This window comes from Venenivibrio stagnispumantis, assembly GCF_900182795.1.
In the GTDB taxonomy this organism is placed as follows: Bacteria; Aquificota; Aquificia; order Aquificales; family Hydrogenothermaceae; genus Venenivibrio; species Venenivibrio stagnispumantis.
This window is the reverse complement of record NZ_FXTX01000003.1, coordinates 52159-65417: the sequence shown is the minus strand read 5'-3', so window position 1 is coordinate 65417 and position 13259 is coordinate 52159. Positions and strand designations below refer to the sequence as shown.

Annotated in this window: 13 protein-coding genes and 1 pseudogene; 12 read left to right on the top strand and 2 right to left on the bottom strand. The window is 29.7% G+C overall.

What is annotated here, in order from left to right:
* Nucleotides 1-53 precede the first annotated feature (53 nt).
* The 8 genes from QOR43_RS02125 to bioF all read left to right on the top strand — a co-directional run bounded on the left by QOR43_RS02125 (nt 54) and on the right by bioF (nt 7226).
* A complete protein-coding gene (locus QOR43_RS02125) occupies nt 54-917 on the top strand; it encodes an NAD(P)-dependent oxidoreductase (protein ID WP_265133945.1) in 864 nt (287 codons plus the stop codon).
* A gap of 65 nt (nt 918-982) precedes the next feature.
* Nucleotides 983-2305, top strand: coding sequence for a trigger factor (tig, locus tag QOR43_RS02120; protein WP_265133944.1), 1323 nt, complete (start codon nt 983-985; stop codon nt 2303-2305).
* Nucleotides 2298-2900, top strand: coding sequence for an ATP-dependent Clp endopeptidase proteolytic subunit ClpP (gene clpP / locus QOR43_RS02115; protein WP_265133943.1), 603 nt, complete (start codon nt 2298-2300; stop codon nt 2898-2900). Before tig ends, clpP begins: the two co-directional genes overlap by 8 nt.
* Nucleotides 2901-2904: 4 nt before the next feature.
* Nucleotides 2905-4131: an ATP-dependent Clp protease ATP-binding subunit ClpX gene (gene clpX, locus QOR43_RS02110; protein WP_265133942.1), complete on the top strand. Its 1227-nt coding sequence runs from the start codon at nt 2905-2907 to the stop codon at nt 4129-4131.
* Nucleotide 4132: 1 nt separating this feature from the next.
* Entirely contained in the window at nt 4133-4726 is a 594-nt protein-coding gene (yihA, locus tag QOR43_RS02105) for a ribosome biogenesis GTP-binding protein YihA/YsxC (RefSeq protein ID WP_265133941.1), read from the top strand.
* A complete protein-coding gene (gene trpA / locus QOR43_RS02100; RefSeq protein ID WP_265133940.1) occupies nt 4719-5486 on the top strand; it encodes a tryptophan synthase subunit alpha in 768 nt (255 codons plus the stop codon). Before yihA ends, trpA begins: the two co-directional genes overlap by 8 nt.
* Complete coding sequence (gene hisH / locus QOR43_RS02095; RefSeq protein WP_265133939.1) at nt 5483-6103, top strand: imidazole glycerol phosphate synthase subunit HisH; 621 nt, start codon at nt 5483-5485, stop codon at nt 6101-6103. Before trpA ends, hisH begins: the two co-directional genes overlap by 4 nt.
* Nucleotides 6093-7226, top strand: a complete 1134-nt coding sequence (gene bioF / locus QOR43_RS02090) for an 8-amino-7-oxononanoate synthase (protein WP_265133938.1) — start codon at nt 6093-6095, stop codon at nt 7224-7226. The genes hisH and bioF overlap by 11 nt, the downstream gene beginning before the upstream one ends.
* On the opposite strand, the gene QOR43_RS02085 is transcribed toward bioF, so the two are convergent.
* Both QOR43_RS02085 and aspS read right to left on the bottom strand, forming a co-directional pair.
* Nucleotides 7207-8052 (bottom strand): sigma-70 family RNA polymerase sigma factor, encoded by an 846-nt coding sequence (locus tag QOR43_RS02085; protein ID WP_265133937.1) that lies wholly within the window; start codon nt 8050-8052, stop codon nt 7207-7209. The genes bioF and QOR43_RS02085 overlap by 20 nt on opposite strands.
* A 73-nt stretch (nt 8053-8125) precedes the next feature.
* Nucleotides 8126-9931, bottom strand: a complete 1806-nt coding sequence (gene aspS, locus QOR43_RS02080) for an aspartate--tRNA ligase (RefSeq protein ID WP_265133936.1) — start codon at nt 9929-9931, stop codon at nt 8126-8128.
* Nucleotides 9932-10547: 616 nt separating this feature from the next.
* Between aspS and QOR43_RS02075 the strand changes: the two genes are divergently transcribed.
* The 4 genes and pseudogenes from QOR43_RS02075 to QOR43_RS02060 all read left to right on the top strand — a co-directional run bounded on the left by QOR43_RS02075 (nt 10548) and on the right by QOR43_RS02060 (nt 13248).
* Nucleotides 10548-10889 (top strand): DUF2173 family protein, encoded by a 342-nt coding sequence (locus QOR43_RS02075; RefSeq protein WP_265133935.1) that lies wholly within the window; start codon nt 10548-10550, stop codon nt 10887-10889.
* Nucleotides 10890-10905: 16 nt separating this feature from the next.
* Nucleotides 10906-11229: pseudogene (locus tag QOR43_RS02070) on the top strand (DUF2173 family protein).
* Nucleotides 11230-11294: 65 nt separating this feature from the next.
* The gene (locus tag QOR43_RS02065; protein WP_265133934.1) at nt 11295-11678 is read left to right on the top strand and encodes an SCP2 sterol-binding domain-containing protein; all 384 of its coding nucleotides are present in this window, start codon (nt 11295-11297) and stop codon (nt 11676-11678) included.
* Nucleotide 11679: 1 nt separating this feature from the next.
* Complete coding sequence (locus tag QOR43_RS02060; protein ID WP_265133933.1) at nt 11680-13248, top strand: sigma 54-interacting transcriptional regulator; 1569 nt, start codon at nt 11680-11682, stop codon at nt 13246-13248.
* Nucleotides 13249-13259 lie beyond the last annotated feature (11 nt).

Here is a 13259-nt window from a genome sequence, read left to right as displayed (position 1 = left end):
TATGATAAAATATCAAAATCGTTTATATAAATATATTCTATGAGGTGATTAACATGAGTAAAAAAATTAGTTGGATAGGTCTTGGTCATATGGGACTTCCTATGGCTATTAATTTAAAAAATGCCGGTTTTGAGATTAAAGTATGGAATAGAACTATTGAAAAAGCAAAAAATAGTGGATTGCCTTATACTGAAACATTGGAAGAACTGATAAAAGATAGAGAAATTATTATAACTATGCTTTATGATTCTAACTCTGTATTTGATATATACTCTAAGATAATTAAAAACAACATAAAAAATAAATTATTTATTGATATGACAACTGTTCATCCGGAAACTGCAAAAAACATTGCAAATATGATTATAAAAAATGAAGCTTATTTTTTAGAAGCACCTGTTATAGGTAGTGTGATACCGGCTCAAAAAGGAGTTTTAACAATACTTATAAGTGGTGATGAAAATATTTACAAAAACAATCTTGATATATTTTCAGCATTAGGGAAAGAAATCTTTTTTATTGGAGATTATGGTATGGCTTCAACTATGAAGCTTATAAATAATGCAGTGCTTGGTTCATTTTTTAATGTTTTATGTGAAGCATTTATATTTGCAAAGAAAGCCGGAATAGATGAAAAACTTGCATTAAAAGTTCTTGAAAATGGTGCAGGAAAATCTATGGTTTTAGATGCAAAAAAAGAAAAATTATTAAATAAAGATTATTCAACCCATTTTTCTACAGGTTTAATCCATAAAGATTTAACTTATGCTTTAGATGTTGCGAATAAACTTGGTGTTGTTTCACAATTTACTGCAATTTCAAGAGAATACTATAATAGTGCAAAATCAAATAATTTAACAGATATGGATTTCTCTGTAGTATTTGAAATATTTAAAAAACTTTCAAACATTTCATAAAGCATTTTTGGCTTTATTTATGATATATTATTTTTTTCAAAAAAAATGTTAAAAGGAGAGTAAGAATGAACGTAGTAGTAGAAAGCAAAGATTTAGTTAGAACATTAACAATTGAAGACCAAGGAGAAAAAGTTAAAGAAATAGTAGAAGAAATTATAAGAGAGCTAACTAAAAATGCAGAAATAAAAGGATTTAGAAAAGGACAGGCTCCAAAAAGCATAGTAAAAGCAAGATATAAAGATTTAATAAAAGAAGAAACTGCAAAACAATACATAGGAAAATATCTAAATGAGATTTTAGAAAAAGAAAATTTAAAACCTGTAACCCAAGAAATATCATTTGGAGAAATTGAGCTTGAAAATGATGAAAAATTAAAGTTTAAAGTGGAATTTGAAGTTGCACCGGAATTTGAATTAAAAGATTATGAAAATATAGAAGTAGAAACATTAAAAGTAGAAGTTACAGAAGAAGATATCCAAAAAGAAATAGATTCTATATTAGAAGAAAATATAACGTATGAAGTAGCAGACAAAGCAATAGAAATAGGTGATGAAGTTGAAATAGAATATCATATAGTAGCAGAAGATGGCTCTGAAGAAAAAGATATATTTGAAGCAGTAATTGGAGCCGGAATGCTCAGAAAAGAAATAGAAGATGCATTAATAGGAAAAAAAGCCGGAGATGAAGTAAAACTTGAAAATGTTCCATTATACAATCCAGAAGGAAAAGAAATAGGAAAAGCAACTGTAAATATTAAGATATTGGAAGTTAGACAAGAAGTAAAACCGGAGTTTAATGATGAGTTTGTAAAATCCATAGAACTTGGTGAAAATGTAGAAGAAGCAAGACAAAAAATTAAAGAAATTATAGAAAATGCATTACAAATAGCTAGAAAAAGAAATATAGAAGACCAAATATTAGGAAAATTAGCCCAAGATTATGATTTCCCTGTCCCTGTGTCTTTATTAGAAATAGAAGCAAATGCTCTTTTAAATAGATATGAATCCCAATTGAAAAATTATGGAATAAAACCAAACAGGGATATGATAGAAGCAGTTAAGCCAAATATGATAGCATCTGCAGAAAGAAATGTAAAAATTATGTTTATTTTAAATAAAATAGCAGAAAAAGAAGGATTATCAGTATCAGAAGAAGAACTTAATGCAAAAATAGAAGAATTGGCTAAATTATATGATGTATCTACTTCAGACATGAAAGCGTATTTACAGGAAAAAGGGATGATAGAAGGCATTAAATCAGATATCCTTAGACAAAAAGCCCTTGACAAAGTAATAGAAAAGGCAAATATTAAAGAATTATCTAAGGAAGAGTATGAAGCAAAATTAAAAGAAAAAGAAAACCAAGCAGAAGAGGTAAGTAATGGATAAGATTTTAAACCAATTAGTGCCTATAGTAATTGAACAAACACCAAGAGGTGAAAGAGCTTACGATATATATTCAAGATTACTGAAAGATAGAATTATACTACTTGGAACACCTATTGATGACCATGTGGCTAATCTAATTGTTGCACAGCTATTATTTTTAGAAGCAGAAGACCCTGAAAAAGATATATATATGTATATCAACTCTCCCGGTGGTGTAGTAACTGCCGGTTTTGCAATATACGACACAATGAATTATATAAAACCAGATGTAGTGACAATATGCCTAGGACAGGCAGCCTCTATGGGAGCATTTTTACTTTCAGCCGGTGCTAAAGGAAAAAGATATTCACTTCCAAACTCAAGAATAATGATTCACCAACCACTTGGTGGATTTCAAGGACAGGCTACCGATATAGAAATACATGCAAAAGAAATATTAAGATTAAAAAGAATGTTAAATGAATATCTTGCAAAACATACCGGACAACCAATAGAAAAAATAGAAGCAGATACAGAGAGAGATTATTTTATGTCTGCTTATGAAGCTATGGAGTATGGTTTAATAGATAAAGTTATAGAAAAAAGAGGTCAATAATAATATGGCAAAAGAAAGAGAATGCTCTTTTTGCGGAAAAAAAGAAAAAGAAGTTAATGTTCTAATAGAAGGACCTAATGGTGTATATATATGTGATGATTGTGTAGATGAATGTGCAACAATTATAAAAAATGAGCTTGAAGAAAGAAAATTTAAAAATATATCTAAGCTTCCAACACCAAAAGAGATAAAAAAGATACTTGATGAATATGTTGTAGGACAGGAAAGAGCAAAAAAGGTATTGTCAGTAGCTGTTTATAACCATTATAAAAGATTGTACTCAAAGGATAAGATAAAAAACTCAGATGTAGAGATAGAAAAAAGTAATATACTTTTAATAGGACCTACCGGTTCAGGAAAAACATTGCTTGCAAAAACCCTTGCAAAAATATTAAATGTTCCTTTTGCAATAGCAGATGCTACAAATATAACAGAAGCCGGTTATGTTGGAGAAGATGTAGAAAGTATTCTTACAAAATTATTACAAAATGCTGATTATGATGTAGAGCTTGCAGAAAGAGGTATTGTTTATATAGATGAGGTTGATAAAATAGCCAAAAAATCAGGAGAAAATCCTTCTATATCAAGAGATGTATCAGGAGAAGGAGTCCAGCAAGCATTACTTAAAATATTAGAAGGCACAATAGCAAATGTTCCACCTCAAGGTGGAAGAAAACATCCACATCAAGAATTTATACAGATAGATACCACAAATATATTATTTATACTTGGTGGAGCATTTGTAGGACTTGAAGATATTATAAGACAAAGACTTGGTAAAAAATCCATAGGATTTGGAGCTGATATAAAAAATAAAAAAGAAGAAAAAGATTTACTTTCTCAGGTTCAGGTTGAAGATTTAATAAAATTCGGATTAATACCTGAGTTTATAGGAAGAATTCCTGTTATAGCAACCCTTGAAGAGCTTGATGAAGACGCTCTTGTAAAAGTATTAACTGAACCTAAAAACGCATTGATAAAACAATATAAAAATCTTCTTGCAATGGATGGTATAGAGCTTGAATTTACAGAAGATGCAATTAGAGAGATAGCAAAAGAAGCAATCCAAAGAAAAACCGGAGCAAGAGGATTAAGGGCAATAATAGAAGATATAATGCTTGATGTTATGTATGAAGCACCACACCAAACAGGATTGAAGAAAGTAATCATAGATAAAGATGTTGTTTTAAAGAAAAAAGAGCCATTATACATAATAGAAAAAGCAAGCTAAAATGTCAGCCTTAAAAGTTGAATTTGTAAAAAGTGCTACAAACATAAAAGATTATCCAAAACCGGATAAACCTGAAATAGCCATAGTCGGAAGGTCTAATGTAGGAAAATCTTCCCTCTTAAATGCTATTTTTAAAAGAAGTATTGCAAAAGTAAGTGCAAAACCAGGAAAAACAAGATTAATAAATTTTTTCTCTTTTAATGATAAAATCTATTTTGTAGATTTACCGGGATATGGTTTTGCCTCTGTATCAAAAGCAGAAAAAGAAAAATGGCAAAAAATGATAGAAGAATATCTTTTAAATAGAGAAAATTTAAAATATGTAATAATGCTTGTAGATAGCAGGCATCCACCTACAAGTTTAGATAAATTAATGAAAGATTGGCTTGAAAGTTTTGGATTAAATTATATTGTAGTAGCAACAAAAGCAGATAAATTAAACCAATCAGAAAAAGCAAAAACAACAAAAATAATAAGAGAAGAGCTAAATCTTGATAAAGATAAACCTGTATTTTTAACATCTGCAAAAGAAGGAACCGGAATAAAAGAACTACTGAGCTATATATTTGAAAGTTTGGAGAAAGAAAATGATTAAAGAAAAATTTAAAAATAAGGCTTTAATTACATATTTTATGGGAGGATTTCCTTCCATAGAAGATAGCTTTCAAACAGCTATTACATTAATCCAAAATGGAGCAGATATATTAGAAGTTGGAATACCTTTTTCTGATCCGGTAGCAGATGGAGTAACAATTCAAGTTGCCCATGAAAAAGCCATAAAAGATGGAATTACACCAATAGATATATTCAATCTAACAAAAAGAATAAAAGAAAAATATCCGGAAATACCACTTATTGCTATGACCTATTACAACCTAATCTTCAAAATGGGAGAAGAGCAGTTTTGCAAGATAGCAAAAGAAAACGGAATAGATGGATTTATCATTCCCGATTTACCACCGGAAGAATCAGAAAGTTTTAAAAAGATAGCAAATAGCTTTGGTTTATCCCAGATATTCTTAGCAGCACCTACATCTAATGAAGAAAGAATAAAATTAATTTCCCAATTAACAGATGATTTTATATATTATGTATCTCTTACAGGGATAACCGGAGAAAGAGAAAATTTACCATGGGATGAACTTAAACAAAATGTAGAAAATATAAAAAAAATAACTGATAAACTGGTTGCAGTAGGTTTTGGAGTATCAAAAAAAGAACATTCAAAAATAATATCAACATTTGCAGATGGAGTCATTGTAGGAAGTGCAGTAGTAAAACTCCAAGCTCAAAAAGATTTTAAAGGAATTGCAGAGCTTGTAAAAAATCTAAAAGAAGGGCTTTTAGAAGCATGATAATGCTCGTTGATTACGGAATGGGTAATTTACGGAGTGTAGAAAAAGCTCTTCAAAAAGTAGGTCTTGAGGTTAATCGCTCATCTAATCCGGAAGATATAGATAAAGCAGATGCAATTGTTGTTCCCGGAGTTGGAGCATTTGCAGATGCAATACATAACCTTGAAAGATTTGGCTTAAAAGATAAAATTATACAGGCAATTAATCAAGGAAAACCTTATCTTGGAATATGCCTTGGACTTCAAATATTATTTGAGTATGGTTATGAGTTTGGAGAACATGAAGGACTTGGAATAATTAAAGGTAAAGTTATAAGATTTGATGAAAGACTAAATATAAAAATACCACACATGGGATGGAATCAAGTCTGGATAAAGAAAAAAGATAAAATGTTTAAAAATATAAAAGAAGGAGATTATTTTTATTTTGTCCATTCTTATTATGCAGTTCCGGATGAAGAAGATGTTATAGCTTCTTATACAGATTACGGAGTAGATTTTTGCTCTGCAATTGAAAAAGATAATATCTGGGCTGTCCAGTTTCACCCTGAAAAAAGCCAAACAACAGGTTTAAAATTTTTGCAAAATTTTGCAGATTTTGTAAAGAATGAAATTTAACGAATATCTAAAAAATAGCCTAAATCAAATAAAGGAAAAAAATTTATATAGAGAAAGATTTATCCTTGATAAAAATATTATAAATTTTTGCTCAAATGATTATCTTGGACTGAAAGATAATGAATATACAAAACAGAAATTGAAAGAGTTTATAAAAGATTTACCGGTTGGAAGTGGAGCATCTGCATTAGTAAGCGGTTATTATGAGATACAAAAAAAATTAGAACAAAATCTATCAAATCTGAAAGATACAGAAAGCTCAATAGTTGTAGGAACTGGATATATGGCAAATATTGGCTTAATATCAGCTATCACAACAGAAGAAGATATTATATTTAGTGATGAGTATAATCATGCTTCAATCATAGATGGAATAAGATTATCAAAAGCAAAAAAATTTATATATAAACATAAAGATATAGAAGACCTTGAAAATAAAATAAAAGAAAATAAAACGAAAGGAAATATTTTTATAATCACAGATGGCGTTTTTAGTATGGAAGGAGATATAGCTCCTTTAAAAGAGTTATATCAGATAGCAAAAATATATGATGCAGTTTTAATTATAGATGATGCCCATGCAACCGGTGTTATAGGAAATGGAAAAGGAAGTTTATTTGAGTTTAATATTAAACCTGATGAAAATATAATTCAGGTAGGCACATTATCAAAAGCCATAGGAAGTTTTGGAGCATTTATATCCGGCTCAAAATTATTAATAGATTTTCTTGTTAATAAAGCAAGACCTGTTATTTTTTCTACTGCATTATCTCCGGTTCAAAATTTTATATCTCTTATAAACTTAGGAATTATGCAAAAAGAAGAATTTAGAAGAAAAGAATTATTTGAAAAATCAAAATATTTTGCAAGTAGATTAAAAGAAATAGGGTTTAATATAGAGTTTCATAATACACCTATATTTTCAATAATTTTAAAAGATGAGAAAAAAGCATTAATATGGAGAGATTATTTACTTAAAAACAATATATTTATTCAGGCAATAAGACCCCCTACTGTGCCAATAGGTAGTTCAAGACTTAGAATAACTATATCTTATAGTCATAAATATGAAGATATAGACAAACTACTTGATATTTTAAGTTTTATGAAAGAAAATCTTTAAGATGTTTTTTCATAGCAAGATTTTTAAGTTTTTTCAAAGCCCTTTGTTCTAACTGTCTAACTCTTTCTCTTGATATTCCTATCTCATCACCTACTTCTGTTAATGTTTTCGGTTCTTCACCTGTAAGACCATATCTTAGCTCTATAATCTTTCTTTCTCTTTCATCTAATGCATTTAACAAACTTTCCAAATCTTTATGTAATGATTCTTCTATTAATTCTTTTTCAATATCTTCTGTGCCGGATTTTGATAGGACATCAAGAAGGGTCATCTCTTCCCCTTCTTCTCCTATAGGCATATCAAGGGAAACAGGCATTCTAACTACTGCCAATGCATTTTTTATTTTCCTTGGACTTACTTTTAACTCTTTTGCAAGCTCTTCTATTGTAGGCTCCCTTTCAAGCTGTTCTTTTAATCTATCATAGGTCTCTTTAACTTTACTTATAAATAAAGATTCTTTTATAGGTATTCTGACAGCTCCGGTTTGCTGAAAAATCGTTTGCATAATTGCCTGTCTTATCCACCATACCGCATAAGATATAAATTTTACATTTTTATCAGGGTCAAAACGTTTTGCTGCTTCTATAAGACCAAGATTTCCGGCTGCTATTAAATCAACAAGTGGAACACCCCAACCCATAAAATTTTTAGCTATATTTATAACAAAACGAAGATTTCCTTCAACTAATTTTTTTAAAGCTTCTTTATCTCCTTTTTTAGCTCTTATTGCAAGCTCTTTTTCCTCTTCCGGAGTAAGAAGAGGATGTTTAGCCATCTGTTGTATATATAGATTTAATGTGGTTTGTTCTTTATCTTGACCTTCCATTTTAAAAACCTCATAAATTTTATAATAATTATTATTAATAATTCATAACAATTGTATGATAAAAATCAAAAAATTACTCTTCTTCCTCTACTTTAATTCCAAGCTCTTTGAGCTGTTTTTCCTGAACATAATCAGGTGCTCCGGTAAGAGGACATATACCTTTTTGAGTTTTTGGAAATGCTATAACATCTCTTATGCTTTCTGAACCTGTCATTAGAGCAAGTATTCTGTCTAAACCAAAAGCAAGTCCGCCGTGTGGTGGTGCTCCATAGCTTAAAGCATCTATTAAAAATCCAAATTTTTCTTTTGCTTCTTCCGGCGAAATATTTAAAAGCTGAAATATTTTTTCCTGAACTTCCGGTATATGGATACGAATTGAACCACCCCCAATTTCTTCTCCATTTAAAACCATATCATAAGCTCTTGATTTAAAAGATAAAGCAAGATTTACATCAGATAATGCTTCATCTAACCTTTCTATATCTTCTTCTTTTGGGCTTGTAAATGGATGGTGTATAGCCACCAATCTTTTTTCTTCTTCATCCCATTCAAATAAAGGAAAATCCACAACCCATAAAAATTCCCATCTATTTTCCGGTATTAAATTCATTTTTTCTGCTATATGTTTTCTTAAAAATCCAAGAGTTTTATGGGTTATATCTTTTTTATCTGCAATAAATATAAGTAAATCTCCATTTTCAGCCTGCATTCTTTGTAGTAGTTTATTTTTCTGTTCTTCCGTAAAGAATTTTAAAATCGGTGAAGTTATCTGACCATTTTCAAGCTTTATCCAAGCCATTCCTTTTGCACCAAATTTTTTAGCATACTCTGTTAACTCATCTATCTCTTTTCTTGAAAAAACAGCTCCACCTTTTATATTAATACCTTTAACTAATCCACCGCTATTTGCAACATCACTAAATACTTTAAACTCAACTTCTTTTGCTATATCTGTAATATCTATAAGTTCTAAGCTATATCTTAAATCCGGTTTATCGGTGCCGTATTTGTTTATTGCTTCTTCATAACTCATTCTTCTAAAAGGTATTTTTATATCTATACCTAATACTTTTTTAAAGATATGTTGGATTAAACCTTCTGATAATGCCATTACATCTTCTTCATCAACAAAAGAAAGCTCTAAATCTATCTGGGTAAATTCCGGCTGTCTATCAGCTCTTAAATCTTCATCTCTAAAACATTTAACTATCTGAAAATATCTTTCTAAACCAGCAACCATCAAAATCTGCTTAAATAACTGAGGGGATTGAGGTAATGCATAAAATTTACCTTTTTCAAGTCTTGAAGGAACTAAGAAATCTCTTGCTCCTTCCGGTGTGCTTTTTGTTAACATTGGAGTTTCTACTTCTATAAATCCATTACCTACTAAGAACTCTCTTGTAGCCTGATAAACTTCATGTCTTAATATTATATTTCTTTGCATTTTATTTCTTCTTAAATCAAGGTATCTATATTTTAATCTTACTTCTTCACTAACTTTTATATCATCTTCTATTTGGAAAGGAAGAGGTTTTGATTTGTTTAGTATTACCAAATAATCGGCTTTTATCTCTATAGTTCCTGTTTTCATTTTTGGATTTTCAGTTCCTTCCGGTCTTCTAAAAACTCTACCTTTTACACCTATCACATATTCAGATTTTAGATGCTTAGCTTTTTCATAAGTATCAGATGTAGTAATTGCCGGGTCAAAAACAACTTGGACAATTCCTTCCCTATCTCTTAAATTTATAAATAAAACACCCCCATGGTCTCTAATAGTATCAACCCAACCAACAACTCTAAGCTCATCTCCTATATTAGTTTCATTTATTTCACCACAATATAAATCCCTTCTAAAATCTTTAAGAAGTTCAACCATCTATCTCTCCTTCATTTTAGTTTTTAGAATATTATTATATAGTTTTTAATTTTTATAAAACTTATTGGAAACTATAGCGAAAGATTATATAATATTATAGCAGGGAATTTATAAGAAAAAAAACAAAAAAATCAAAAATTAAATAGTGGCTTTGCCACTAATGGACAAACTTAAAGTTAAAGGAGTTATTGGAAGTATCCCGTGAGTTTGTAGTGGAGACACTGCAAATAATGGGTAGCAGGCAAAATCGGGTACTCTGCAAGATAGTAGAAGGATATAATTTTTTATAATCTTTTGACTATATTTGATTACCTTTTACTATCTATAAGGGTACCTCATGCTTTCCTATTGCAATAATAATAAAATCTGATGTTATCTCATTATTTTTTATATTCTGTTCAAATATAACCCCTAATAAAGGGGGCTTTTCTTTTATTTTTTCTTAAAATTCAATTTGTTTCAGCTTATGCAACACTGTATGTAACAATGCAACAAAAATGCAACATTTTTTATTTTAATCTTTTTATAAAAAATATTGAATTTTCAATAACTTGCAATATTTGGCATAATTTTTGCATATAAATTAATACAACTACTTTAAAAGGAGGTTTTAGCCATGGCAACATTATCAAAGCTAAAAGAATTAATGCAACTTCCGGGTGCAGTTGCAGCAGGAGAGTTTGCAGAAGATGGAAGACTTCTATCTTATTATGGAGACATGTCGGAGAAAGCAGCTGAAATAGCGGCTCTTATGTGTGCAGCAAACAAAGCAATGGGCAATATGCAAGCAAAAGGTTGGAGTGCTTACACCGGTAAAGATGGATTTTATCCTGTGCAAGGTTTTGCAGTAGCTGGAGGTAAATATGCAGCATGTATTATGGGCAATGTAGGGGTATTTGTTGAACTTTCTAAAGCAGATTTTGACAAAACCTTTGAAACACTTTCAAAATATATTTAATAAGGAGGTAAGAAAAATGGCTACATTAAAAGATTTAATGAAAATAAAAGGTGTATTCGCTGCCGGAGAATTTGATGAAAAAGGAAATCTTGTAGCTTTTGAAGGAGATATAACAGAAGAAGAAGCTGCAATGGCAGCTCAAATGTGTGCTGCAAATAATGCAATGGCAAAAATGCAAACAGATGGATATACTGCTTTTTCAGGTCAAGAATGGACACCACTTCTTGGATAGGCATTAACCGGACCAAAATATTCTGTATGTGTAGCAGGAAATAAAGGCGTATTTGTAAAAAATGATGAAGTATCTTTTAATGAAGTTTTTAAAGCATTACTCTCTTGATAAAGTTATATCAGAAAGGGGCTATTAGCCCCTTTTTTTATTTAAGATAATGGAGGAAAAAATAAATGGCTAAATTTTTAACAGAAGAATGGATTAATTTATATAAAGAAGAATGGAATAAAAATGAAAAACTTAAAAATGACTTAAAAAATTTTTCTGCTTCTATAAAATATTATATAGATGGAAATGAAAATGAGGCTGTATTTTTGAAAGTAGAAAATGGGGTTGCAACAGAAGCCGGAAAAGCCGATAATAATAGTAAGTATGATTTTGAAATGTGGGCTACATATAAAGATTGGCAGACTTTAGCAAAAGGAGAAATGGGACCAAAAGCAGCCATGCTAACAAAAAAGCTAAAATTTAAAGGTTCAATGATAACTGCAATGAAGTATATGGGTCCATTTGAAGAATCTTTAAGAATGATGGGAAAGATTCCTACAGAGTGGTAAAATGGATTTTTCAGTTTTAAATAACCTTTCTCAAGCAGTTATATTTATAGGATTAGATAAAAAAATTATATTTATGAATAGCTCTGCAAAAAAATTAATAAAAAAGAAAGAAGGAGAGAGTTGCGTAGGTTTATTTTCTATATGTGAAAACTGTCCTTTAGAAGATATAAAAAAGGATAAAAATAAAAGGGAAAATTTTGATATAAAATTAAATTGTTGTGATTTAACAGTTTGTCATACCATTACCCCTGTAATTGAAAATAATAAAGTTATAGGGATATTAGAAGAATTTAGAGATTATACTAAGGTATCTAACTATTTAAAGCAGATAAAAAAAGAGAAAGAGTTTAGCAGAAAAATATTAGATTCTATTGTAGATTCTATATTGGTTGTTGATGAAATTGGGAATATTATAGATTACAACCATAATGCTAAGCAGATACTGTGCAAAGAATTATCTGACATAAAAGGAATGAATATAGAATTTTTACTTAGTAAAAAAATTTATGAACTACCTGAAGAAAGAGAAGATATATATATAAATACTCCGGCTTTGGGAAATATAAAAGTTTCTCTTTTATCTACGCCTTTAAAAGAAGATAAAGGTAGGTTAATCTCTTTTTATGTGATTCCGGAATGTATGTTAAATCAAGAAGCAAAAGGAAGGCTTGTATCAAAAAATCCTAAGATGATATACATCTTAGAAACTGTAAAAACCATAGTTGATACAAATGCATCTGTGCTTTTAGAGGGAGAATCCGGTGTAGGAAAAAATGTTATTGCAAGATATATTCATTCTTTATCTTCAAGAAGAGATAAACCATTTATCAAAATAAATTGTGCAGCCATACCGGAAAATCTACTTGAAAGTGAATTATTTGGCTATGTAAAAGGTGCTTTTACAGGTGCAGTAAGAGATAAACCGGGCAAAGTAGAATTAGCAGATGGAGGCACATTATTTTTAGATGAAATCGGAGATATGCCACTTTATCTACAATCTAAACTACTTCATCTAATCCAAGAAAAAGAGTTTGAAAGACTGGGAGATACAAAAACAAGAAAAGTAAATATAAGAATAGTTGCTGCTACAAATAAAGATTTAAAAGAAGCAATAAAGAAAGGAGATTTTAGAGAAGATTTATATTATAGATTAAAAGTAATCTCACTTACCATACCACCTCTTAGAGAAAGAAAAGAAGATATTCCATTTTTAGTAAATTTTTTTATTGATAAATATTCCCAAATGTATAATAAAAGCATAAAAGGAATATCTCCTGAAGCTATAAAAGCTTTGCTTGATTACCATTATCCCGGAAATATAAGGGAACTGGAAAATATAATAGAAAGAGCTGTTATATTAGCCAAAAAAAGAGTCATTGATATAAATGATTTGCCGGAAGAGATATTTATAAAAGAACAATCAAATCAACAAAAAAGTGAGATAGAAAAAATAAAAGATGTTTTGAAACAAACAAATGGTAATAAAAGTTTAGCAGCAAAGATACTGGGAATAAACAGAGTAACCCTTTGGAGAAAAATAAAAGAATTTGGTATAGAAGAGCAGGCTTAAAAGCCTGCCTA